This is a genomic window from Sphingomonas sp. VDB2, from assembly GCF_047946695.1.
Taxonomy (GTDB): Bacteria; Pseudomonadota; Alphaproteobacteria; order Sphingomonadales; family Sphingomonadaceae; genus Sphingobium; species Sphingobium bisphenolicum.
This window is the reverse complement of sequence record NZ_CP159615.1, coordinates 509,612-533,389: the sequence shown is the minus strand read 5'-3', so window position 1 is coordinate 533,389 and position 23,778 is coordinate 509,612. Positions and strand designations below refer to the sequence as shown.

Annotated in this window: 24 protein-coding genes; 5 read left to right on the top strand and 19 right to left on the bottom strand. The window is 65.0% G+C overall.

The features are described 5' to 3' along the window. Window positions 1-47: 47 nt before the first annotated feature. The 9 genes from ABT375_RS02740 to uvrC all read right to left on the bottom strand — a co-directional run bounded on the left by ABT375_RS02740 (window position 48) and on the right by uvrC (window position 9,788). A complete protein-coding gene (locus ABT375_RS02740; protein ID WP_416464056.1) occupies window positions 48-839 on the bottom strand; it encodes a LysR family transcriptional regulator in 792 nt (263 codons plus the stop codon). Continuing rightward, a complete protein-coding gene (apaG, locus tag ABT375_RS02735; RefSeq protein ID WP_416464055.1) occupies window positions 836-1,234 on the bottom strand; it encodes a Co2+/Mg2+ efflux protein ApaG in 399 nt (132 codons plus the stop codon). The genes ABT375_RS02740 and apaG overlap by 4 nt, the downstream gene beginning before the upstream one ends. Before the next feature lie 32 nt (window positions 1,235-1,266). Continuing rightward, on the bottom strand, window positions 1,267-2,475 hold the full coding sequence (locus ABT375_RS02730; RefSeq protein ID WP_224549803.1) for a trans-sulfuration enzyme family protein: 1,209 nt from the start codon (window positions 2,473-2,475) through the stop codon (window positions 1,267-1,269). Beyond that, window positions 2,472-3,470: a threonine dehydratase gene (locus ABT375_RS02725; RefSeq protein WP_416464054.1), complete on the bottom strand. Its 999-nt coding sequence runs from the start codon at window positions 3,468-3,470 to the stop codon at window positions 2,472-2,474. The genes ABT375_RS02730 and ABT375_RS02725 overlap by 4 nt, the downstream gene beginning before the upstream one ends. 87 nt (window positions 3,471-3,557) lie before the next feature. Further along, window positions 3,558-3,977 carry a hypothetical protein gene (locus tag ABT375_RS02720; RefSeq protein ID WP_416464053.1) on the bottom strand — a complete coding sequence of 140 codons (420 nt, stop codon included), beginning with the start codon at window positions 3,975-3,977 and terminating at the stop codon, window positions 3,558-3,560. Window positions 3,978-4,059: 82 nt separating this feature from the next. Further along, window positions 4,060-5,103 (bottom strand): 3-isopropylmalate dehydrogenase, encoded by a 1,044-nt coding sequence (gene leuB, locus ABT375_RS02715; protein WP_416464052.1) that lies wholly within the window; start codon window positions 5,101-5,103, stop codon window positions 4,060-4,062. Between the two features lie 49 nt (window positions 5,104-5,152). After that, the gene (gene recO, locus ABT375_RS02710) at window positions 5,153-5,887 is read right to left on the bottom strand and encodes a DNA repair protein RecO (RefSeq protein WP_416464051.1); all 735 of its coding nucleotides are present in this window, start codon (window positions 5,885-5,887) and stop codon (window positions 5,153-5,155) included. Window positions 5,888-5,936: 49 nt separating this feature from the next. Beyond that, a complete protein-coding gene (locus tag ABT375_RS02705) occupies window positions 5,937-7,301 on the bottom strand; it encodes an NAD-dependent succinate-semialdehyde dehydrogenase (protein WP_416464831.1) in 1,365 nt (454 codons plus the stop codon). A gap of 573 nt (window positions 7,302-7,874) precedes the next feature. Continuing rightward, entirely contained in the window at window positions 7,875-9,788 is a 1,914-nt protein-coding gene (gene uvrC, locus ABT375_RS02700; RefSeq protein WP_416464050.1) for an excinuclease ABC subunit UvrC, read from the bottom strand. A 140-nt stretch (window positions 9,789-9,928) separates the two neighbouring features. Here uvrC and ABT375_RS02695 point away from each other — a divergent pair, with 140 nt between their 5' ends. Beyond that, window positions 9,929-10,981 (top strand): NAD(P)-dependent alcohol dehydrogenase, encoded by a 1,053-nt coding sequence (locus ABT375_RS02695; RefSeq protein ID WP_416464049.1) that lies wholly within the window; start codon window positions 9,929-9,931, stop codon window positions 10,979-10,981. Between the two features lie 200 nt (window positions 10,982-11,181). Here ABT375_RS02695 and ABT375_RS02690 read toward each other — a convergent pair whose 3' ends face one another. The 5 genes from ABT375_RS02690 to ABT375_RS02670 all read right to left on the bottom strand — a co-directional run bounded on the left by ABT375_RS02690 (window position 11,182) and on the right by ABT375_RS02670 (window position 13,809). Further along, a complete protein-coding gene (locus ABT375_RS02690; RefSeq protein WP_416464048.1) occupies window positions 11,182-11,793 on the bottom strand; it encodes a F0F1 ATP synthase subunit B in 612 nt (203 codons plus the stop codon). Beyond that, the gene (locus ABT375_RS02685) at window positions 11,786-12,280 is read right to left on the bottom strand and encodes an ATPase (RefSeq protein ID WP_224549788.1); all 495 of its coding nucleotides are present in this window, start codon (window positions 12,278-12,280) and stop codon (window positions 11,786-11,788) included. The genes ABT375_RS02690 and ABT375_RS02685 overlap by 8 nt, the downstream gene beginning before the upstream one ends. An 89-nt stretch (window positions 12,281-12,369) precedes the next feature. After that, entirely contained in the window at window positions 12,370-12,597 is a 228-nt protein-coding gene (locus ABT375_RS02680; RefSeq protein ID WP_006961951.1) for a F0F1 ATP synthase subunit C, read from the bottom strand. A gap of 55 nt (window positions 12,598-12,652) precedes the next feature. After that, complete coding sequence (locus ABT375_RS02675; protein ID WP_416464047.1) at window positions 12,653-13,438, bottom strand: F0F1 ATP synthase subunit A; 786 nt, start codon at window positions 13,436-13,438, stop codon at window positions 12,653-12,655. Window positions 13,439-13,485: 47 nt separating this feature from the next. Then, complete coding sequence (locus ABT375_RS02670; protein WP_416464046.1) at window positions 13,486-13,809, bottom strand: AtpZ/AtpI family protein; 324 nt, start codon at window positions 13,807-13,809, stop codon at window positions 13,486-13,488. Window positions 13,810-14,002: 193 nt separating this feature from the next. On the opposite strand from ABT375_RS02670, the gene ABT375_RS02665 reads away from it, so the two are divergent. Continuing rightward, entirely contained in the window at window positions 14,003-14,308 is a 306-nt protein-coding gene (locus ABT375_RS02665) for a metalloregulator ArsR/SmtB family transcription factor (protein ID WP_416464045.1), read from the top strand. Between the two features lie 78 nt (window positions 14,309-14,386). On the opposite strand, the gene ABT375_RS02660 is transcribed toward ABT375_RS02665, so the two are convergent. From ABT375_RS02660 to ABT375_RS02650, 3 genes are read right to left on the bottom strand one after another with little or no spacing between them, the layout of a single operon-like run. After that, window positions 14,387-14,788: a YdbL family protein gene (locus ABT375_RS02660; RefSeq protein ID WP_416464044.1), complete on the bottom strand. Its 402-nt coding sequence runs from the start codon at window positions 14,786-14,788 to the stop codon at window positions 14,387-14,389. Continuing rightward, entirely contained in the window at window positions 14,785-14,973 is a 189-nt protein-coding gene (locus ABT375_RS02655; protein ID WP_066601632.1) for a YnbE family lipoprotein, read from the bottom strand. Before ABT375_RS02655 ends, ABT375_RS02660 begins: the two co-directional genes overlap by 4 nt. Then, window positions 14,970-18,200, bottom strand: a complete 3,231-nt coding sequence (locus tag ABT375_RS02650) for an intermembrane phospholipid transport protein YdbH family protein (protein ID WP_416464043.1) — start codon at window positions 18,198-18,200, stop codon at window positions 14,970-14,972. The genes ABT375_RS02655 and ABT375_RS02650 overlap by 4 nt, the downstream gene beginning before the upstream one ends. A gap of 134 nt (window positions 18,201-18,334) precedes the next feature. On the opposite strand from ABT375_RS02650, the gene radC reads away from it, so the two are divergent. Further along, on the top strand, window positions 18,335-19,030 hold the full coding sequence (radC, locus tag ABT375_RS02645; protein ID WP_416464042.1) for a RadC family protein: 696 nt from the start codon (window positions 18,335-18,337) through the stop codon (window positions 19,028-19,030). A 211-nt stretch (window positions 19,031-19,241) separates the two neighbouring features. On the opposite strand, the gene ABT375_RS02640 is transcribed toward radC, so the two are convergent. Both ABT375_RS02640 and ABT375_RS02635 read right to left on the bottom strand, forming a co-directional pair. Then, window positions 19,242-20,684, bottom strand: a complete 1,443-nt coding sequence (locus tag ABT375_RS02640) for a DEAD/DEAH box helicase (RefSeq protein WP_224549772.1) — start codon at window positions 20,682-20,684, stop codon at window positions 19,242-19,244. Window positions 20,685-20,809: 125 nt separating this feature from the next. After that, window positions 20,810-21,244 carry a hypothetical protein gene (locus ABT375_RS02635; RefSeq protein ID WP_224549770.1) on the bottom strand — a complete coding sequence of 145 codons (435 nt, stop codon included), beginning with the start codon at window positions 21,242-21,244 and terminating at the stop codon, window positions 20,810-20,812. A gap of 79 nt (window positions 21,245-21,323) precedes the next feature. Here ABT375_RS02635 and ABT375_RS02630 point away from each other — a divergent pair, with 79 nt between their 5' ends. Both ABT375_RS02630 and ABT375_RS02625 read left to right on the top strand, forming a co-directional pair. Beyond that, window positions 21,324-22,763 carry an FAD-binding oxidoreductase gene (locus tag ABT375_RS02630; protein ID WP_416464041.1) on the top strand — a complete coding sequence of 480 codons (1,440 nt, stop codon included), beginning with the start codon at window positions 21,324-21,326 and terminating at the stop codon, window positions 22,761-22,763. A gap of 134 nt (window positions 22,764-22,897) precedes the next feature. Continuing rightward, window positions 22,898-23,701 carry a SapC family protein gene (locus ABT375_RS02625; RefSeq protein ID WP_261934826.1) on the top strand — a complete coding sequence of 268 codons (804 nt, stop codon included), beginning with the start codon at window positions 22,898-22,900 and terminating at the stop codon, window positions 23,699-23,701. Window positions 23,702-23,778 lie beyond the last annotated feature (77 nt).

The window sequence follows — 23,778 nt, the reverse complement described above, 5'->3', positions numbered from 1 at the left end:
GCCGCTTTTCACGGACATTGCCAATCATCATCGCCCAATGGAGCGACTTAGCTCGTCAGCGCCTCGACCAGCGCCTTCACCTTCTTCTGCCGCCACTGCGGCAGCGGCGCGATCAGCCAGTAAGCGAGCAAGGTCGGCGTCGTATCGCCGACCTGCCGCACCCGGCCGGCCGCCAGGTCCGCCTGCGCCAGCAGCATCGGCACCCGCGCCCGGCCGAAGCCGCTGGCCGCCGCCTCGATCGCCAACCCGCCATCGGCGACGCGGATGATCGCGGGCTTGTCGCCCGCCGGGCAACCGGGCCAGTCGATACGATGGTCGGGGCCACCGGCCGCCGCCTCGACCGTGACATAGGCAGCTTCGCCGATCTTGACGCCTTCATGCTCGCCTGCACCGTCGGCCAGCCGTATCGCGATGTCCAGATTGGCCTCGGTAAAATCGAGAGCCTCGTCCGCCGCGATCAATTGGAAAGTCAGGTCGGACTGGCCTGCGGCATAGGCGGCCAGCCGCGGCTGGAGCCATTTTCCGGTGATGTCGCGCGGCGCGGCGATGGTCAGCGCATGGCTGGACTGGCCCGCCTGCATCGCCCGCACCGCTTCCTCAAACTCCAGAAAGCCCGCGCGCAGCGCGTCGAGGCCCGCTTCCGTCTCCGGCGTCAGTTCCAGTCCCTTAGGTGTGCGCCGGAACAGAACGACGCCCAGCATGTCCTCCAGCGCGCGAATCTGCTGCCCCACCGCTGCCGGCGTTACCGCCAGTTCGTCCGCGGCGCGGGTGAAGGACAGGTGCCGCGCGGCGGCATCCAGCACGCGCAGGCCGTTGAGCGGCAAATGGGTGCGCTTCATTCGGCCACCGCCGGCGCGATGAGCGCGAAATGGGGGATCGCCACGTCGAACGTCTCGCCGCCGACGCCTATCATGCGATAGCTGCCCTTCATCGACCCGGTCGGCGTGCCCAGAGGACAACCCGATACATAGTCATAGCTTTTCCCCGGCTGCACCACCGGCTGTTCACCCACCACGCCATCGCCATCGACCATATGCTGCGCGCCGCGCCCGTCGGTGATGATCCAGTGCCGGGTCAGGAGCTGTACCGGCTGGTCACCCTGATTTTCGATACGGATATGATAGGCCCAGAACCAGCGGCCCCGGTCCGGCTCCGACTGTTCGGGCAGGAAGGTGACCGCGACATGGACGATGATGTCCCGCGTGGTGGCGTGGAAGGGGAAGAGCGCGTTCACGTCTCAGAAATGCGCCCTAACCCCCTCATTCGTCAACGCCCTATCGACCGCAGCGCCTGATCAAGGTCGGCGATGACGTCGTCTGCATCCTCCAGCCCGACATTAAGACGCAGCATGTCTTCGGTGATGCCGACTTCCAGCCGCGCCGCTTCGGCCATGCCGAAATGGGTGGTCGATGCCGGATGAGTCATCAGCGAACGCGAATCGCCGATATTGTTGCTGATATCGACCAGTTCCAGGCCATTGAGCAGGCCATGCGCCTCCGCCCGGCCACCGCCGACATAAAGCGAGAAGATCGGGCCGGCCATGGCCATCTGACTCATCGCGAGCGCGTGCTGGGGATGGCTTTGCAGGCCGGGATATAGAACCTTGGCGACGCGCCCTTCCAGGAAGGCGGCGACCTTGAGCGCGTTTTCGCTCTGGCGACGGATGCGCAGGTCGAGCGTTTCCAACCCCTTGAGCACCACCCAGGCGTTGAACGCGGCCAGCGTGGGGCCCGTGTTGCGGTGGAAGGGCAACAGCACATTGTCGATCCAGTCCCGCGTGCCGCAAATGGCGCCGGCGAGGACGCGGCCCTGACCGTCCATCATCTTGGTCGCGCTATAGGCGACGACGTCAGCGCCGAATTCCATCGGCCGCTGCAACGCGGGCGTGGCGAAGGCATTGTCCACAACACTGGTGATGCCATGCGCCTTGGCGATGGCGCAGACCGCCGCCAGATCGACCACGTCCATCGTCGGATTGGCCGGGGTTTCGAAGAAGAAGACCTTGGTATTGGGTCGGATCGCCGCTTCCCAGGCCGCGGTGTCGCTGCCATCGATCGTCGTCGTTTCAATCCCGAACTTGGGCAGCAGCGTATCGGTCAGCCAGCGACACGAGCCGAAAGCGGCCTTGGCGCCGACGACATGGTCGCCCGCGGACAATTGGCACAGCAAAGCCGCGGTCATCGCTGCCATGCCGGTGGCGGTGGCGCGGCAGGCTTCTGCCCCTTCGAGCAGGGCGATACGCTGTTCCAGCATCTCCACGGTCGGGTTCTGGAGGCGGCTATAGGTCATGCCGACCTGTTCGCCGGCGAACCGCGCGGCGGCGTCTTCCGCCCGGTCGTAGCTGTAGCCGCTGGTCAGGAACAGGGCTTCGGACGTTTCGCCATATTCGCTGCGCGCCGTGCCGCCGCGGATCGCCAGCGTCGCGGGCTTCCAGTTCCTGGTGATGTCGGGATTTTGTCCGCTCTTGCGCTTCATATCGCTTTTCGCATGTCCTGATTCACTTGCGGCGTGGCGCCGCCCAATATCTCGGCCATCTGGCTCATGTCGCCATTACCGCCCGAGAGGATAACCGCAACCTTCTTGCCGCGCATTCGGTCCTTTTCCTGCAAGAGCGCGGCCAGAGCGACGGCGCCCGCCCCTTCGGCGAGGTTATGCGTATCCTGCCAGTAGATACGGATCGCCTGCGCCACCTCATCGTCGGTGACGCCCACGAAACGGTCGGCGCGCGACCCGAAATAGTCAAGCGCCGCCTGGACGGGGGTGCAGACCGCGACGCCGTCGGCAAAGGTATAGGCGGTTGGGCTGGAGATCAGCCGTCCGGCTTCGAAGCTACGCTTTGCCGCATCGACATGGGCGGACACCACGCCGACGACCCTAGTCTTGAGGCCCAATGCGTCGCGCGCAGCGATCGTGCCGCACAGGCCCGATCCGCAACCGACTGGGACATAGACGGTGTCGAGGTCAGGCACCGCGTCGAACAGTTCCAGCCCATAGCTGGCGACGCCGCGCACCAGTTCGTCATGATAGGCCGGGACCATGAACAGGCCCTGCTGCGCCGACAGACGGATCGCTTCGGCTTTGGCGCTGTCGAAATCATGGCCATGTTCGATCAATGTCGCGCCGAATGCGCGCATCGCCGCGTTCTTTTCCAGCGCATTGCCGTGCGGCACGACGATGGTGGCGGAGATACCGGCGGCGGTGGCGGCGCGCACCTGCGCCTGTCCGTGATTGCCGCGGGTCGCGGTGATGATGCCCTTCACCTCCGGATGGGTACGCCGCAGCCAGTCGATATAGGTGATCGCACCCCGCGCCTTGAACGCGCCGGTAGGAGTGTGATTCTCATGCTTGACCCAAAGGTCGCATCCGGACCGCTGGCCCAGCAGCGGCCAGGCATATTGCGGGGTGGGCGGCACTTGCGCATGTACCATCTGGGCGGCGGCGCGGAGGCTGGACAGGGAAAAATCGCTCATCGCCACGCCCTATCGACCACGCAGGCGCAGCGACAGGACCGATGTTGCGCAATTGGCCCTGTAACTGGCCCTTCCCGACCAGTCCTGTTAAGCGGCCCGGCGCGGCGCCTCGGTCATCAGCGGGTGCAGATGCCGCTCTTCCCACGCCATGCGGTCGAGCAGGCCCTGCTGCAATTCCAGCACGGAGTCACGATAGCCCGACCAGTCCCGTTCGATCCGGGCGGGTGTCCAGCTCTTGATATGGTCGCTGTAGCGCAGGAACAGCGCGACCATGGCGCGGCTATGGTCGCGCGCGACCGGATCGGACTGCACCGCCGTCCGCCCGGTGCGCAAGGCGACGACCAAGGCGTCCTCGCGGCCCATATGATCGCGGAACAGCTGGGAAAAGGCGATGCGTCTGCGGGTGATGTCCGGCAGCGCCTCGGGCCCCTGCGTGCGCATGACATGCGCAAATTCCCGCATCATGCCCCGCAAGGCATCATGATCCTGTCTCAATTCCGTCGGCATTATGCGTCCCCATTTTCCGATTAGATCGGACCGGGGACGCAAAGATTAAGTACATCCGAGACTTATGCGACGAACCGAGCGGTCAGAGCACAGCCAGAACCGCGTCGCCCATCTCCACGGTCGACATGGTCCCGCCCAGATCGGGCGAGCGCGCGCCGTCGGCCAGCGCCTTGGCCACAGCGGCTTCGATCCGGTCGGCCTGTTCGGGCAGGTTCAACGAATAGCGCAGCATCATCGCCGCCGACAGGATCGTCGCGAGCGGATTGGCTTTGCCCGTGCCGGCAATGTCGGGGGCGGAGCCGTGGATCGGCTCGTAAAGGCCCTGGCCGCTGCCGTTCAGCGTCGCCGAGGCCAGCATCCCGATGGAGCCGACGCACATGCTCGCCTGATCGGAAAGAATGTCGCCGAACAGATTGCCGGTGACGATGACGTCGAACTGGCCGGGGTTGCGGACCAGCTGCATCGCCGCATTATCTACATACATGTGGCTGAGCGCCACGTCGGGATAGTCGGCCGACACGGCGATCACCACGTCGCGCCAGAGCTGGCTGGTTTCCAGCACATTGGCCTTGTCTACCGAGCAGAGCTTGCCGCGACGGGCACGGGCCGCTTCGAAGCCAGCAATGGCGATACGGCGCACTTCGGCTTCATTGTACGACATGACGTCATAGCCCTCGCGCAGGCCATCGGCGGTGGTGCGGAAGCCCTTTTCGCCGAAATAGACGTCGCCATTGGTTTCGCGGACGATCAGCAGGTCGATGGCGCTGGCGACTTCGGGGCGTAGCGCGGATTCGTCGGCCAGTTCGGGGAAGACCTTGGCCGGGCGCAGGTTGGAGAAGAGGCCCAATTCCTTGCGCAGGCCCAATATCGCCTGTTCGGGGCGCAGGTGGCGCTCCAGCGAATCGCAGTCGGGATCGCCGACCGCGCCGAACAATATGGCGTCTGCGCGCCTGGCGATCTCCAGCGTTTCGGGGGGTAGCGGATGGCCGACCGCCTTATAGGCCGCGCCACCGACCAGTCCGTCCTCATAGGTCAGGCCATCGATCGCCAGCGCATCGAGCACGCGGGTCGCCTGTGCGACGATTTCGGGACCGATGCCGTCTCCGGGGAACAGGGCGATCAACATGGCGAGACTCCTTATATTGCGTGGCTGCCCCTTATGGAGACAGCAGGTTTCACGCAACCGCCCTTTTCAGCCGGTCGACCAGTCTTTCGCGCGCAGCGAGGATGTCGGCGCGCCGATCGATCAGGATGGAGCGTTCGAGGAAGAAGCCGGTGAGGCGCAGCCCGTCCAATATCTGCGTCCAGTCGCCCATGCCGCCTTCGATCAGGAAGGGCGGCAACGGCAGCAACCGGGCTTCATAGCCGACCGCCGCCGCGCGGCTGACCGCTGCGGCGCTGCGCGGGCTGACATAGGCCAGGTCATGCACGTCGCCCCCGACAGCGCAGCGCGCCAGGTCGAGTCCGAAGCCCAGTTCGGCCAGCAGCAGCAATTCGTAGCGCACCAGCGCCACCGCCCAGCCGCGCGCCGCCGGGGCCGCCTCCACCGCGCCCAGCACGCCGTCGAGCGCCTGATGCAACGCCGGATAGGGCGTACCTTCCGGCAGCGCCGCGGCAGTCAGGGCGCAGCTCCAGTCGATCGCCACGGCCGGCAGCGGTTCAGCCAGCAGCCGCGCGCGGCTCTGCGCCAGTTCGACAGTCAGGCCAGCCAGTTGATCCTCGGTGCGGGCGCGGAAATCGGCCTTCACGATATTGCCGGGCAGCAGCACCGGGCGCAAAGCCCGCGACCGACCGCCACGGACATAGCCCGGCAACAGGCCATGATCGGGCGTCAGCAACCGCACGATCGCACCATGTTCGCCATGATGGCGCACGGCGCAAATGATCGCGGTGGTGCTGAGGCTGGGCATGGCGCCTGTCTGTACGTTCTAGCATCCCGATAGGAAAGCGGTTCGCCGATCATCCGCTCCGATAGACGCTCTTCAAATTCATGAATTCGTGCAGCCCGAACGGGCCGAGTTCGCGGCCATGGCCCGAACGTTTGACGCCGCCGAAAGGGGCTTCGGGGGCGGAGGCAAGCATCTGGTTCACCGCCGTCATGCCGGCCTGGATGTCGCGGATTAAGCGCGCCTCTTCCGTCGCGTCCGTGGTCCAGACCGACGAACCGAGGCCGAAAGGAATGCCATTGGCGATGGCGATCGCGTCGTCGATGTCGGCTGCCCTGAAGAGCATGGCGATGGGGCCGAAAATCTCTTCCCCCATCAAGGCGGGGTCGGTGGGCATGTCGGTCAATATGCCGGCGGTCATGTAGGCGCCGGGACCAGGCAGCGTTTCGCCACCGATCAGGGTCGCGCCGGCGGCCTGCATCTTCCAGACCTGCTCCTGCACGGTGCGGCGCTGTTCTTCGCTGGACAGTGGACCCATGTCGCTGTCCGGGTCGAAAGGATCGCCGGCCTTCACCGCCGCCATCGCGGCCGAGAAGCGGTCCAGAAATGCGTCATAGATATCGGTATGGACGATCATCCGCTTGCCGCAGATGCAGGACTGGCCGCTATTCTGAACCCGCGCCATTACCGCCTGTTTGACCGCCGCGTCGAGATCGGCCGAGGGCATGACGATGAACGGGTCCGCGCCGCCCAGTTCCAGCACCACCTTCTTGAGCGCCCTGCCCGCCTGTTCCGCCACGGCGCGGCCCGCGCCTTCGCTGCCGGTCAGGGTGACGGCGGCGACGCGATCGTCGGCGATGATCGCCGCCACCGCGTCCGATCGGATCGGCAGGTTCTGGAACAGGCCTTCCGGCGCGCCAGCCACGCCCATCATCTCCTGCATCAGCGCGGCCACGCCCTGCACGTTGCTGGCGTGCTTGAGCAGGCCGACATTGCCCGCAAGAATGCAGGGCGCGAGGAAGCGGACGACCTGCCAATAGGGGAAGTTCCACGGCATCACCGCCAGCACGGGGCCGATCGGCAGCCAGACATAATCGGCCTTGCCGCCAGCGGCCAGCGGGATGCTGCCGCCATCCAGCATGGCCGGGCCGGCTTTCGCATAATGGCGGAAGGCGGCGACGCATTTGTCGACCTCCGCCAGCGCGGATTTCAGTGTCTTGCCCATTTCCAGCGTCGCCATGCGGGCGAGGCGATCACGGTTATCGTGATAGGCGTCGGCCAATGCGGTGAGAAGCGCGACGCGGTCGGCGATGGGGGTGGTCCGCCATGTCGCGAAGGTCGCGGTCGCTTGGTCGAGCGCGGCGTCGATCTGCGCTTCGGTGAATTGTTCGTGAGTGGCGATCTCTTCTCCGGTGGCGGGGTTGATGCTTTTCATGATCGGCTCCGGGGTGATTCGGGTGGGGGAAGGCGATGCGGGCCGCCTTTGCAGGGTCACAACGCGCTCATGGTGCCGAAGTTCACACCGTTCTGGATATGGAAAACGCGAGAAAATGGGGCGAATTGTAACGGCGACGCGATCGCCGCGCGACTGGCGCGCGCCGCCTACGCGCCGGTCAGGTCATAGGTACGCGCCCATGACGCGCCGGGTGGGTGATTGTGCCGCGTCAATTGGGTCACAAATTTTTCGGTGTAGGCGAGTGGGGCCAAGGGGCGCGTGCGGATCATCCGACAGGTTAGATCAGAGAAAATCCTACATTGTTAGCCCGTGTAGCCGGTTGTCTGCGGGGGGAATGTAACGGGATGCCGGGTCAAGGCCGGCATGACGGGAAGGGCGTGACTTCACCGACCAGAGGCAAATATATAAGCATCGTCACCCTGAACTTGTTTCAGGGTCCATTCCTCCGGATGGAGCAATGGTTTATTCGGCCTGATGGATGCTGAAACAAGTTCAGCATGACGCCGTGGAAATCTCGCCGCCCCCAAAGCCGCCTTAACCACTCCGCCCGCGCCATCATCCATGAAAATAATCATAGACCTGCTGCGCCACCGCCTTCGATACGCCGGGCGCCTTGGCGAGGTCGTTCAGCGCGGCGTCGCGGACGGCGCGGGCGGTGCCGAAATGCATCAGCAGGGCCTTCTTGCGCGCGGGACCGATGCCGGGCACTTCGTCCAGCGACGACACGGTGATCGCTTTGCTGCGCTTGGCCCGGTGCGCGCCGATGGCGAAGCGATGCGCTTCGTCGCGGAGCCTTTGCAGGTAGAAGAGGACGGGGTGGTTGACGGGGAAATTGATTTCCCGGCCGTCGAGCATGTGGAAGATTTCGCGCCCGTCGCGGCCATGATGCGGCCCCTTGGCGACGCCGATCATGCAGACATCCTCGATGCCCATTTCCTCCAGCATCGTGCGGGCCGCCGATAGCTGGCCCTTGCCGCCGTCGATCAGCACCAGATCGGGCCATTCGCCGCTGTCGCGATCCGGGTCTTCCTTTTGCGCGCGCCCAAAGCGCCGCTCGAACATCTCGCGCATCATCGCGAAATCATCGTTGCTGGTCTCCGGATTCTTCATGTTGAACTTGCGATAGGCGTTCTTGCGGAACCCCTCTGGCCCCGCGACGACCATCGCGCCAAGCGCGTGCGCGCCCTGAATATGGCTGTTATCGTAGATTTCGATGCGGTCGGGCACGCCCTCCAGCCCGAACGCCTCGACCAGTTCGTCCAGGATCTTGCCCTGGCTGGTCGTTTCGGCAAGGCGGCGGTCGAGCGCCTCCACGGCGTTGCGCTGCGCCTGTTTGATGAGGCGGGTGCGGTCGCCGCGCTGTGGCACTTCGATGCGAACCTTGCCCCCGGCTCGTTCGCTGAGCGCCAGCGCCATCAGTTCGCATTCGGCGGGCTGACGATCGGCCAGTATCAGGCGCGGTGGCGGTACTTCCTCGTAAAATTGCGCCATGAAGCTTTCCAGCACCTCATCCTCCGCCACGTCCGCGGTGTGGACGGGGAAGAAGCTGCGATGGCCCCAATTCTGGCCGCCTCGGATGAAGAAAGCTTGGATGCACATCGCCCCGCCCTTTGCCGCCAGCGCGAAGATGTCGGCATCGCCCAGCCCTTCGGCATTGATCGCCTGCGACCCTTGAATGAAGGTCAGCGCCTTCAGCCGGTCACGGATGACCGCCGCCTGCTCGAAATCCAGCGATTCCGCCGCCTGCTCCATCGCGACGCCGAGCTTCTTTTGCACCGCGGTCGATTTGCCGCCGAGGAAATCCTGTGCATCATTGACCAGTTCGGCATAGCCATCGGCATCGATCCGGTCGACGCAGGGGGCCGAGCAGCGCTTGATTTGATAGAGGAGGCAGGGGCGCGAGCGGTTGGCGAAGAAGCTGTCGGTGCAGGATCGGAGCAGGAACAGCTTTTGCAGCGCGTTGATGGTGCGCGTGACCGACCCGGCGCTGGCGAAGGGGCCATAATAGCGACCCTTATATTTGCGTGCGCCGCGATGCTTCTGGACGCGGGGGAAGGCGTGGTCCTCGCGCAGCAGGATGAAAGGGAAGCTTTTGTCGTCGCGCAGCAGGACGTTGTAGGGCGGGCGGTAGCGCTTGATGAGTTGCGCTTCCAGCAGCAGCGCTTCGGCTTCGCTGTTGGTGGTGACGATGGTCATGCTGCGCGTCTGAGCGACCATGCGCTGGAGCCGGCGCGGCAGGCGATCGACCTGGGTGTAATTGGCGACGCGGTTCTTGAGCGCGCGGGCCTTGCCCACATAGAGGACGTCGCCGCGCGCATCATGCATCCGGTAGACGCCTGGCCGGATCGGCAGCGTCTTGAGCGTGGTGCGGATCGCCTCCACCCCCGTGTCGATGTCCGGCTGGCTGCCGGTGACGGTGAAGCTTGCCTTGTCTTCGTTGAAACGGTCGGGAGATTGTGGGCCGGACATGCGGGCAGAGATAGCGCCCCCCGCGTCTTTCGCAATGGCGGGGTTGATAGGAGGCCGAACCATTCTATCTATACCGCACCGTACAAAAGACTGCGGCCTTTCCACAGATCAACAACCACCAGCATCAGAGGGACCACCCAATGAGCGTAAAAGCCTATGGCGCTTATGCGGCCGACAAGCCGTTGGAAGCCATCGATATCGAGCGCCGCCCGGTCGGCGCGCATGACGTGCAGATCACCATCGCCTATTGCGGCGTGTGCCATTCCGACCTGCATCAGGTCCGGTCCGAATGGGACGGCACGCTGTACCCCTGCGTTCCCGGCCATGAAATCGTCGGCCATGTAACCGCGGTCGGCGACCATGTCGCCAAGTTCAAGGTCGGCGACGCGGTCGGCGTCGGCTGCATGGTCGACAGTTGCCAGAGTTGCGCCGCCTGCGACGAAGGGCTGGAGCAATATTGCGAGACCGGCTTCACCGGCACCTATAACGGCCCGACCGCCGATGCCCCCGGCCATACGCTGGGCGGCTATTCGCAGAGCATCACGGTAAAAGACGATTTCGTCCTGAAGATCAGCCATGCGCCGGAGCAACTGGCGGCGGTCGCGCCGCTGCTGTGCGCGGGCATCACCACCTGGTCGCCGCTGCGCCACTGGAAGGTCGGGCCGGGCATGAAGGTAGGTATCGTCGGGATAGGCGGCCTGGGCCATATGGGCGTGAAGCTGGCCCATGCGCTGGGCGCGCATGTCTTCGCCTTCACGACATCAGAGAGCAAGCGGCAGGACGCGCTTGCGCTGGGCGCGGACGAAGTGATCGTCTCGCGCAACGCGGACGAGATGGCAGCGCATGCGGGCAGCTTCGACTTCATCCTGAATACGGTGGCGGCCAGCCACGATCTGGATGCCTTCACCGCGCTGTTGAAGCGGGACGGCACGCTGACGCTGGTCGGCGTCCCCGAACATGCCCACCCCTCGCCCAATGTCGCGGCGCTGATCTTCAGGCGACGGGCGATCGCGGGATCGCTGATCGGCGGCATCGCCGAAACGCAGGAGATGCTCGACTTCTGCGCGGAGAAGGGCATCACGTCCGAGATCGAGATGATCGCGATCCAGGATATCGAAGCGGCTTATGCGCGGATGCAGAAGAGCGACGTCAAATATCGCTTCGTGATCGACAACGCCACGCTGGCGAGGTGAAGGGCAGCAGGCGGTTCCGATTGAGCCGCCTGCTCAAGGCCTGGTAACCTTAGACGGACTTTGGCAACATCCGAGGTACGGTCGCCATGTCCCAACAATCCACCCAGTCGGCGATTCACATCGCAAGACGGGATAGTTGGAAACGAAAAGGGCCGGCGCGTTACCGCACCGGCCCTTTTCGTTCAGTCCGTTCGAACCGATCAGTTGATCGTGCCGAGCCCGCCGATGGCGCTATCCACCAGCGCCTTGTCCGCCTTGGCGTCATGGCCCTGGGCGATCAGCACCGCGGCGGCGGCGGTTGCCGCGTTCACGGCCTTGGCGCGGATGGCGGTGATCGCGGCGCGTTCGGCTGCGCCGATCTTGTCTTCCGCCATCTTCTGACGACGGGCGACCAGATCCTCCGCGCTGACCTTCGCGTCGGCGATCAGCCCTTCGGCCTCATGCTCGGCCGCCTTGCGCATGGCGTCGGCTTCGCCAGCCGCGGCGGCCAGCCTGGCTTCATATTCGCCCTTGAGCGCTTCGGCTTCAGCGCGCAGGCGCGAGGCTTCCGCCAGTTGTTCCTTGATCTGGGCGATCCGACCGTCCAGCGCGCCGCCGATCAGGGCGGGCACCTTCTTGACCAGCAGGATGACGATGAAGGCCGCCATCGCCAGGCTGACCCAGGCCGTGGCATCCATGCCGACCGCCTTGGGATCGGTATGGGGCGCGACGCCTTCATGGGCGACGGTGCCGACCGGTTCCATGCCTTCGCTGTGGATCGCCTGGTTCAAGTGCGGAACCTCCGATGCGCTATGGGATGCTGCCTCAGCCATGGGCCAGTGCCGCCTTTACTGCGTTGCGGGCCGCTTCGTCCGACGCTTCCACGCCGGAAATACGCGCCACCATGTCGCGCGCCGCATCGGCCGCGACGGTTTCTATTTCTGCCATCGCGGCTTCGCTGGCGCCCTTGATCCGGGCTTCGGCGGCGGCGATCTTCGTCGCGACGTCCGCATCGGCGGCGGCGAGACGGACTTCCGAAGCCTTGGCAGCTTCGCTCTTGGCCTTCGCCAGAGTCGCCTGGGCCGCGGTGCGGTTGCCGGCGTCACGAACGCGATAGTCCGCTTCCGCTTCGTCGGCGCGCGCGAAGGCGGCCTTGGCGGCATCCAGGTCGCCACTGATCTTCGCGTCGCGCGCGTCCGCCGTGCCCTGCACCTTGGGCACCATGCCGAGGCCAATGACGAAGAAGACGAGGCCGAAGGTCAGCAGCAACCAGAAAATCTGGCTGGAGTAGGTATCGGCAATTTGCGCGATTTGAGGCATTTTACGGTCCGTCCGATCAGAGGGCGGTCAATAAGGGAAGCGGGCAGGATATGGCACGAAGCCGCCCTTCCCGCTCCTAATTTCGTGTGTTAGGCCACGAACACCAGGATCATGGCGATAACGAACGCCAGCAGACCCAGAAGTTCCGCCGCGGCGAAACCGATGAACAGGCGGCCCTGCTGGCCATCAGCAGCGCCCGGATTGCGCAGCGCGCCTTCGAGGAATGCGCTGAACACGTTGCCCACACCGAGGGCGGCGATGCCCGCACCGATTGCGGCCAGGCCAGCACCGAGCAGCTTTGCGGCTTCTGCGTCCATGTCGTAAACTCCCTTGTTAAATCACTAAAAAGTTGAGGAAAATTCCAGGTGAAACTTAGTGCAGATTCTCGGCGTCATTGAGATAGACCGAGGTCAGCAGCGCGAACACATAGGCCTGGATGACCGCGACGAGCATTTCCAGCGCGCTGATGCCGATCATCAGGATGAAGCTGGCGGTACCGACGGTCAGACCCAAAGCTGGCGAGGCGTTGGCGCTGTTGATGACGAAACCCGCCAGCACCTTCAGCAGCACGTGGCCAGCGGTCATCGCGACGAACAGTCGCAGGCCCAGGCTGAAGGGACGCACCATGAAGGAGACGAGTTCGATGAAGAAGAGCGGCACCACCATCGCGATCGGCGTGCCGTGCGGCACGAACAGCGAGAAGAAGTGGAAGCCATGCTTCCAGAAGCCGACGATCAGCACGATCGAGAAGCTCATGATCGCGAGCACGCCGGTCGCTGTGAAGTGGCTGGTGAAGGTGAAGGGATGCATCCCGATCAGGCCCAGCGGCAGCAGGCCCAGCAGGTTCGCCAGCAGGATGAACATGAACAGCGAGAAGACGTAAGGGATATACTTCTTGCCGCCTTCACCCACGTTGGAGATCAGCAGGTTCTTGATGAAGCCGGTCATATATTCGACCGCCATCTGCCAGCGACCGGGGACCAGTTCACGCTTCATCCCGCCGATCACGAAGATCCACAGCACCACAGCGGCGAGCACCATATAGAGCGCGCTGTTGGTGAAGGCGATGTTGAAGCCGCCCAGCGACCAATGATCCGTACCGAACAGGGGTTCGATAGCGAATTGGTGCATCGGATCGATCTTGCCGGATTCTGCCACGTTGACCCCTGTAACGCCTAATGTCTTCGGACCAGGACGAAACTGCCTTATTCTTTGGGCGGCTTCGTCGTCGTCAATCTGATGATGTTCCTGAACGCCGCCACGATCCCGAGACCGAGGAAGACGAGCAGAAGCCAGGGTGTCGTGCCAAGCAGCCGGTCGAGAACCCAGCCGATCAACGCACCACCGACAAGACCGCCGATCAGTTCCGCCAGAACCCTGTTGCCCAGCCGCGAACCATCGTCCGCCGCCTGCACCGTGGCTCCTTGCCTGACCTTTTCGACCTGCTCGGCCTGCGCGATCCGCTCCTCAAGGAAAGCGATCCGCGAGTCCTCGCCCGCCGGGTCCTGTCCGGGTGTTTCCGCAGCCATGCATCGTCTCCATCAGGCATTGTCAGCCCGTGGCGTTCGGCATGGCGCTTGCGGCTGCACCCGTCAAGGCGAGGCCCCTCTAGAAAGGGTTGGCAGGAGTGTCAACCCCGCGCAAAAGCCGGGAAATCAGCCTTTCGGACTATGACGGGCGACAGCCTTGCATTTAGTCATTTTCCTATTTAGCTAAATAAGAATGGACAAGATCTTCAAGGCCCTGGCGTCCGAACCGCGCCGCCGCATCCTGGAATATCTGGCGGTCGAGCCGATGACCGTGGGCGAGATCGCCGACAATTTCGAGATGGCGATGCCGTCCATTTCGCGGCATCTGGCGGTGCTGAAAGAGGCTGGCGTGGTGCGCGAACAGAAGCGCGGGCAATATGTGCTCTATACACTGGTGACGGATCGGCTGACCGGGCAGTTATATGATTTTTTGGCGCCCTTTTGCGAGCAGGCGCGCGGGATCGTGAAGGCGAGGCCGCGGCGGCGTGGGCGGGATTGAGAGGTCGCAGCGGGCCAAAATAGAAACGGCGCGGTGACCATCGCCACCGCGCCTTTCCTTCATTCCAACCCGCTGCAATCAACCAGCCGTCGCGCAATAGCCGGGCAGTGCGATCGCGCCTGCGCCCTTGGTCTGCCAGGCGCCAGCGCCGATGCGATAGGCCTGGCCCTGCTTCACCCGGCTGCTGAGCGTCTGGCAACCGGTGGCGGCCGCGACGTCCTGCACCGTGACGCCGCGCTGGCCCGCCAACTGGGTGTAGGCGGCGCGGCGCTTGATGTTGATCGATTCGACTTCGGAGCGAACATCCGCGCCGACCGTCCCGGCGATGCCGAGATAGCCGTCCGCCTGCTCGCCCACCGTGCCGGCCGCCATGGCGGCGGCGACGGGGCCGGACTGGGCGCGCGCGGGCGCGGTCAGGACGAAGCCGCTGGCCAGCGCAACCACAGCGCCGGCGGCGAACATAAATATCTTGCGTGTCATTGCGGGAACAACTCCGGGTTATTCTGGATAAGATCCTGCGCGTCGCGTTGCAGCTTGACGACGACCTCCTGCTGCACCTTGACGTTCAGGTTGATTTCGATCGGCTTGTCGGGCGCCTTCACCTGAATGCAGCCCCCCAGCGCGGAAGCGGTCAAAGCCGCTGTCATGATTGCCTGTATCTTCATTTCTGCTCCCCGTTTGGCACAGTTTCGCTTTCCGCAGGCTGAACCGCAAGGCCGTTGTTGCTGTTCGCCTTCATCTCCTGCTGCACCTTGTCGCCGATGCTGTTCTGAATGAGCTGCGACGGGTCGATGAAGGATTGGGCGGTGCCGAGCAAGCCGCGGAAGGGCGCCGACACGCGAACGTTGAAGATGAAGGGCAGGCCGATGAAGCTGCGGCTGATGCCCGACGGCGCATCGCCCAACTTGCCGCGATTGACGCCGTTGAATACGACGTTGGTGACCATTTCGCCGTCCAATGCGCCGTCCATCAGGATCGTCAGGCATTTATACTGGAGATCCTTGAGCGCGTCGAACGCCATCTTGCCCATGACGCCAAGCTGTTCGTTGGACACCGGGCCGACATAGGACAGCACGCCGGACTGGCGCGTGGGGTCGCAGGGGATGGTCGGCAGCACGCCTTCGGGCATGATGAGCGGCGGCATACCCTGTTGCCGGGCGACCAGCACGCCGCCGGCCACGCGCCCGCCCTGCGCGTTGAAGATCAGCGGCATGATGCCGTCGAACGTGCCGGTGGCGGAGATATTGTCCAGTTCCATCGCCTGGATGAAGGCGCCCGCGTCCAGCCCGACCACCCGGAAAGTCAGGTAGCGGTCGACATTGGCGCTAAAATCCATGGTGGTGGGCAGCAGCGTGAGTTCGCCGCCGGAGAAGGGCCAGCCGCCGCCCTCTATCCGCACCTTCTGCCCGGCCTCCAGCCGATAGCGCACGACGCCGTCGCGCACTTCGACGCCCGGATTGACCGACTTGATCCGCACTTCCTGCCCCGGCGCAGTGACCAGGCCGATCAGGTCGGTGAAATGGATTTCGCCCGACAACCCCTCCACCGGGCCGAAGGCGGCGGCGAGATTGGCATTGTCGGTGCGGAAGGTGCCGGTCGATGTCACGGCCGACCCGGTCCAGTCGATACGCCCCTGCCCCGCCACGGTCGCGTTCACATTGGCGACGACGCCGAGCGCGAGTGGGGTCACATCCTCCGGCTGTAAGCCGGGACCGAAGACAAGGTTGGAGACGATCAGGTCGGCATGGCCCTGCCCGCTCGACAGGTCGTGCGCGATATCGGCGCGGGCGACTGTCGCGTCATTGCGCGGCGCATGGAGCGTGCCGTTGGCGGCGATGCGGCCGTCCTTGAGGCTGAGCCTGAAGTCGGGGACCGAGAGCGGGGTGAAGCGCGCAGGCGCCTGCGAATCGCGCACGGTCATGGCGGCGCTGAAAGCCAGCACGCCCTTGGCAAAACTCCAGTCGCCCGCACCCTGTTCGAGGATCAACGGCACGCTGCCGATCTGGCCGCCTGCACCCGTCACCTTGCCGCCGAAACCGTCTTTGGTCAGTGCGCCGTCCAGAGCCGCGGCGGACAGGCGCACCGGCGCGTCCTGCGGTCCGATCGTGAGGGCCGGATTGGCGAGCGCGAATCCGGTGCGGCCCAGCACGACCCGCGCCTGATCGGCGGTCAGGCGCATCGGGCTGTCCCCGCTGCGGCCGTTCAAGTCGAGGTTGCGGATTTCCGCGCCGCCACTGGCGCCGCCCGACCCAGTCGCGAACATCGCGCCGCCGCCGACCGGACAGAGGGTCTGGCGGGTCTGGCCCAGCGCGAAGTTGCCGTAACGCGCCTCGACCAGCGAAACGGGGACGCACGCGGAGTTGACGGTCAGCGCGCCATTAGCGGCCATGCGCCCTTCGACCGGCAGGCTGAGGCCGCGCAGGCGTCCATCGGGCAAGGGACCGTCGAGCCGGATTGCGGTGGAAAAGCGGGTCGCGCCACTGGCGTCTGCGGTGAAGCGCACCCGGTCGAGCGCCAGGCGGGCGTCGCCGGCGGCATAGGGATCGACGAATAATTCGCCGCCGAAACCGCCGCCCGGTCGCCGCGCCAGGCGCAGCGCGCCTCTGGGCAAGCCGCCGCCGTCCGTGGTCAGCGCGCCGTCCAGCGACCAGTCGAGCCCGCCCATCTTGCCCGGCCAGGCCAAAGTGGCGAGTGCCCCCGATGCGAGGCCGACGCGCGCGCCGTTACGCGCGTCGAAACCGGCATCGGTAATGACGACGCTGCCCCTGCCCTGTTTCTGCACCAGCGCAAAACGGGTGTGGAGGCGATTGGCGACGCCGGCCTGTTCGACCGCGTCAGCCAGACGCGCAGCGAGCGGACCCAAAGGCGTTCCGACGGCAGCGGCGCGTAAACCCGCCAGGGGATCGCGCCCGGCGAGATGGATATCCTGCCCCGACAGCGCGCCCTTCAGGCTCGTCCCTTCCGCGCCGACGACCCAATCGCCGGTCAACAACGCGTCGCGCAGCAATGTCCCGCGTCCCGTGACCGCCTTCGCGCCCAGACGAACCTTGCCGCCCGTGCGTGCGGCGGTGCCGTTGAAATCGATGCGGCCATCGGGCGACGCCAGGACGAGGCCATTGCCCTTGAACGCTTCGCCCGAAAGGTCGACATGACCGCTCCAGCGGTCGAGCGCCTGCCCAAGGCTGAGGTCGATGGCCGCGACGGGCCGGGCGATCGCCGCCCCCGCGCCTCGACACGCAACGGCGTCGGCGCGCAGCGGACCGGACAGACGGGGCTGCCCCTGCCGCATCGCGACATCGAGCATGGCCGTCGCCTGCGTCAGGCCGCAGCCCGCCAGCGACGCGCGGGGCATCGCCGCGGCCAGCTTGCCGCGGAAACCCGACTGGAGATTGCCGTTGCCGTCAATCTGCATACCCACGCGCCCAGCGTCGGTATCCAGTGTCAGGCGCGCGTCGGCGAGCGCCACGATGATGTCGGGCAGACTGAAGGGCGCAGTCGAATCGGGGTCGCGGAACTTGTCGAGTTCGCCCAGACGCAGGACACCGTCATGCAGGGAGCCGCGCATCCGCACGCCCCCTGCCCGCACCGCCGCGACCTGCGGCGTCAGGCCGACAAAGGCGATGTCGACCTCCACCCAGCGTGCCGTCAGATCCGGCCTGGCCGGATTGCCCAGCACGATATTCTCGATCCGCTGGGTGCGCAGGCCCACGTCGACCAGATCATAATTGGCCTGCACCCCGCGCCGGTTGAGTTCGCGACTGACGAAATTCTCCGCAATCGGCGCGCGCTGCGTCCACAGCGCCACCAGCACCAGCGCCAGCGACCCGGTGCCGACGCCGAGCCAGCGCAGCCATGCCCGGCGAACCGTCTCTTCGCCGTTCTGTTCTTCCATGCTTATGGCCAACCCCGGCTTGCTGCGACACTGATGGTCCGTAACGGGACCATAACGTCTTCAGCCTCTTAAATATCCTTGCTCCACGATTCCGCAACGCATAGCGTCGCAAAGCCGGTGAAGGGGACGAATGTTTGTCGGAACAGGACGAAAAAGCCCCGCATGACGGCGCCGGCCATCGCGCCCGGTTGCGGCAGAAGCTGGCGGAGAGCGGCGGCGAGGCGCTACACGACCATGAACTGATCGAATATCTCCTCGCGCTGGCGATTCCCCGGCGCGACACCAAACCGTTGGCCAAGGCGCTGTTGCGCGAATTTGGCGGCATCGGCGGGCTCATGAGCGCCGATTGGCAGGCGATCGCCCGCGTGCCCGGCATGGGCGACACCAGCGTCGCCGCAATCAAGATCGTGCAGGCGAGCGCGCTGCGAATGCTGCGCAACGACGTGGCGGCGCGGCCGGTGCTGGCAAGCTGGCAGGCGCTGCTCGACTATCTGCGCGCCGACATGGCGCATCTGCGTGTCGAGCGGGTACGGGTATTGCACCTCAACAGCCGCAACATGCTGATCCGCGACGATCATATGGGCGACGGATCGATCGACCAGGCGGCCATTTATGTGCGCGAGGTCATCAAGCGGGCGATGGAACTGGGATCGGCAGCGCTGATCCTGGTGCATAACCACCCGTCGGGCGATCCGTCGCCCAGTCGGCAGGATATCGACATCACGCGGCAGATCGTGGAGGCGGGCAAGCGGCTGGGCATCAGCGTGCACGACCATATCATCATGGCGGCGAGCGGTCACGCCAGTCTACGGGCGCAAGGCTTGTTATAGAGCGCGTAATAGCCACGCGGCGCGACCAAGCAGGCGGCAGCGGAAATAGGATTTCCGCTGCTTAACTTCGCACATTTCCCGCTCATCTTGTCATTTCGTTGCGCGATCGCGATCCTATCGGAAAGCCATGCGCCCAGAGAATGACAGGCACATCATGCCATGACGCGGGAGAATAGGACAGACTTTGATGTCCGTCCCATTCCAGACGACCTCAGCCGTCGAAGCCAAAATTGAGGAATTCCGGGACCGGGCCGTTCCAGCCGTCGTCCGGGCCGTCATCGGCCTGTTCGTTGCGGCGGCGCGGCGGCGGGGCGGATGCGGTGCGATCGGGCCGCGCACCGCGCGAACGATCATCACGAGGCCTTTCCTCCCGCGGCGCTTCGTCGCGGGGGCGCTCTTCGCCGGCGCGATCCTGCAGGGGCCTTTTTTCGTTTGGCCTATCTTCGCGCTGCCTGTCTTCGCGCGGTTTGCGCTCCGAACGGGCGCCGCGGCCTTCGCTGCGCTTCTCTTCGCGCGCAGGTTCGGGGCGCTCTTCGACGGTCGGCGCGTTGATATATTCGATCTTCGTGCCGATCAGCTTCTGGATATTGTCGATCGCCTCGGCATCCTCCGCCGTGACGAAGGTATAGGCGGTGCCGGTCGCGCCCGCACGGCCGGTGCGGCCGATGCGATGCACATAATCGTCCGGGTGCCAGGGGGCGTCATAGTTGAAGACGTGACTGACGCCCTTGATGTCCAGTCCGCGCGCGGCGACATCCGACGCGACGAGGATGTTCACGGTGCCGTCGCGGAACCGCTCCAGTTCAGCGATGCGCGAACCCTGGTCGATATCGCCATGAATCTCGCCCGACTTGAAGCCCGCGCGCTGCAGGCTCTTGTTCAGGTCGCGCACGGTCGTCTTGCGATTGCAGAAGATGACCGCGCTGGTCACGTCCTCGGCTTCCAGCATGTCGCGCAGCGCATCGCGCTTCTTGCGCGAATCGACCTTCACCAGCCGCTGGGTGATGTTGGTCGATGCGGTGGCTGGGCGCGCCACTTCGATCGACTTGGGATTGGACAGGAATTTGTCGGCCAGCTTCTTGATGACCGGCGGCATGGTTGCGGAAAAGAGCAAAGTCTGGCGCTGCGCGGGCAGCTTGGTGCAGATTTCCTCGATATCCGGGATGAAGCCCATGTCGAGCATCCGGTCGGCCTCATCGATCACCAGCAGCGAACAGCCGTTGAGCATGATCTTGCCGCGACCGAACAGGTCCATCAGGCGGCCCGGCGTCGCGATCAGCACGTCGACGCCCTTTTCGAGCGCAGCCAACTGGTCCCCCATCGACACGCCGCCGATCAGCAGCGCCATCGAAAGCTTGTGATATTTGCCGTATTTCTCGAAATTTTCCGCGACCTGCGCGGCAAGTTCGCGCGTCGGCTCCAGGATCAGCGAACGCGGCATCCGCGCGCGGCTGCGACCATGGGCGAGGATGTCGATCATCGGCAGCACGAAGCTGGCGGTCTTTCCCGTCCCCGTCTGGGCGATGCCGATAATGTCGCGCATCATCAGGACGGAGGGAATCGCCTGCGCCTGAATGGGGGTAGGCGTGTCGTAACCGGATTCGGTTACGGCCCTGAGCAATTCGTCGGAAAGGCCGAGATCGGCAAAAGTCATTCAATGGTCCGGGAACAGGAGGCTTATCCGTCCTGCGCGGATGCGAGACGGAAATCGGCCGCGCATTGCGGAAATATCGGCCTCTTGTCAAGAAAATCGCGCGGTTGCCGGGCTGTGGCGACCGATCAATCTTCCTCTTCGACCGGGATCAGGCGACGAAAACTGTCGATTGCGCAGCTCAGGCCGCTGCGCGCCTGCAATTCGTCGCGGCCCGAACACAGCGATCCATCCTCGTCCGGTTCGACATAGAAGCCGGAATAGAAGCCGATTGAGTCGCAGCCCTTTTCCAGCCGCGCCCGATAGCGATGATTGTCGGCGAGAATCAGGTCCACGCCATTGTCCACAACGATGTTGGCGCCCCGTATCGAACGCAAGGCGACACAGCGCGGCCCCTTCTTTTCCTGCCAGGCATCGCGCCCATCGGGCGCGATCCGGGCGGGCGCGCGCCCCTTGCGCACCATCGGCACGCGAATGATGACGCGCTGCTGGATAGACAATTGCGCCCATTGGACCGGATCGCCGGTCGATGCGGAAAGCAGCAGCAAAATGGAATGAACCAAGACGGACCCCTTTATGGGATGCGGATGCTATCGAGCGATGGTTGAACCGTCGATGAATTCCGGGGCATAAGCCCGTCCCATGATTGGACAAGATAGCATCGACCGCTTCATCGCCCTGCTCGGCCCCAAGGGGGTCGTCACCGATCCCGACGACATCGCCCCCTGGGTGAACGACTGGCGCGGGCGCTATCATGGCATGGCGGCCGCCATTCTATCGCCCGCATCGACGCAGGAGGTCGCCGCGACCGTGGCGCTGGCGGCGGAACTGGACGTCGCGCTGGTGCCGCAGGGCGGCAATACGTCGATGGTGGGCGGTGCGACGCCACCGGCGGACGGGTCGGCGCTGATCCTGTCGCTGCGGCGGATGAACCACATTCGCATCCTGGCGCCGGACGACAATCTGGCGGTATGCGAGGCGGGCGTAATCTTGAGCGTGTTGCACGACGCGGCCGAGGAACAGGGCAGGCGTTTTCCGCTGAGTTTGGGCGCGAAGGGGTCGGCCACAATCGGCGGGCTGGTGTCCACCAATGCCGGCGGCACGCAGGTCTTGCGCCATGGGACGATGCGCGCGCTGGTCGAAGGGATCGAGGCGGTGCTGCCCGACGGCAGCATATTCGACGGACTCGACGCGCTCAAGAAGGACAATCGCGGCTACGACATCAAACAGTTGCTGATCGGCGCGGAGGGGACGCTGGGCGTCGTCACCGCCGCAGCGCTGCGGCTGGCGCCCGCCATTGCCGCGCGGGCGGTGGGCTGGGTCGGGGTGCAGACGCCCGCGGACGCGCTGGCGCTGCTGCGGCTGGCCGAAACCATGCTGGGCGACAGCGTGGAGGGGTTCGAGGTGATCGCCGACGAGACGCTGGGCTTCGTGCTGGGGCATATCCCCGGCACCCGATCGCCGATCGAGACGCGCACGCCCTGGCATGTGCTGATCGAGGTCGACCATGCCGACCTGTCCGAACCGGGACCGTCCGAGCGGCTTGAGGCTGCGCTGGCCGAGGCGTTCGAGCGGGGCATTGCGATCGACGCGGCGCTCGCCACCAACGAAGCACAGGCCGACGCCTTCTGGCGCATCCGCGAGTCGCTGTCGGAATCGGAAAAGGCGCAGGGTCCGGCGCTGCAATATGACATCAGCGTGCCGGTGGCGAAGATGCCCGCCTTCATGATCGACGCGGCGGCGGCGGCCGAAGCGCGCTTCCCCGGCACCACGGCCTCTTCCTTCGGTCATCTGGGCGACGGCAACGTCCATTTCCATGTGCGCGCGCCCAAGGGGACCAGCGACGGGCCGGCCTGGATTGCCGCGCAGGGCCAGGCGATCAACGCCTTCGTCCATGATGCGGTGGTCGCCGCGGGCGGCTCCATCTCCGCCGAACATGGCATCGGCCAGATGAAGCGCGCTGAACTGGGGCGCCTCGCCAGCCCGGCGCGGATCGGCGCGTTGCGCGCGATCAAGGCGGCGTTCGATCCCCGCGGGCTTTTCAATCCGGGCAAGCTCATTCCGCTGCCCGACGAAGGTTGAGGACTTCAGGCTGAAGACCGCCCGCCGACAAACCGATTGCCTCCGACCGACAAGGCCATTATCGCCCTGCCCCAATATTCAGCCCGCGGTGCGCAGGTAAAGGCGGCCGCAAATTGACAGAATGGACCCGGACCATGGCCAGCGCGCCCGCCAACAACCTGCCGATCTTCTACAATGATCTCCTTCCGCTGAGCAGCGTGGACCATGTCGATTATCGCACCCGTCAGGTCGAATCGGCGCCGTTCCTGACGACGCAGCACGCCATTCCGCTGACGATCGACGAATTCGTCCCGGCCCAGCGCTTCGCCCCGATCATCTTTTCGGCCGGTGGCGATCCCGTGCCGCTGCTGCTGATGGGCCTCAACGAAGGCGTCAACACCTTCGTCGATGACGAAGGCAAGCTGCGCGGCCCGGCCTATGTCCCGGCCTATGTCCGCCGCTATCCCTGGATGCTGGCCAAGCTGCGCCCCGACAGCGAGGATCTGTCGCTCTGCTTCGACCCCACCAGCCCGGCGATCGGCGCGTTCGACGACGGCCAGCCGCTGTTCGAAGACGGCAAGCCCAGCGAACTGACGCAGGGGGTGATGAAGTTCTGCGAGGATTTCGAGCAGGCCGCGGCGCGCACCGGCCAGTTCGTCCGCGACCTGCAGGACATGGACCTGCTGATGGACGGTGAAGTCGCGATCCAGACCCCGGTCGCCGAACAGCCCTTCGTCTATCGCGGCTTCCGCATGATCAACGAGGAAAAGCTGCGCGACCTGCGCGGCGACCAACTGCGCAAGATCAACCAGAACGGTATGCTGCCTTTGATCCACGCGCATCTTTTCTCGCTGCAGTTGATGCGCGACATCTTCGAAGCGCAGGTCGGCCAGGGCAAGGGTCCGATAGCCCTTCCCGCCGCGGCGGCCGAACCAGCATCGGAAGTGGCCGGCGCCTGAACGAGAAATTAACCCGAAAGGGTTTGAAAAATTGATGGAAAGGGCATCGCATCCCCCTTGTAAGGCGATACGACCTG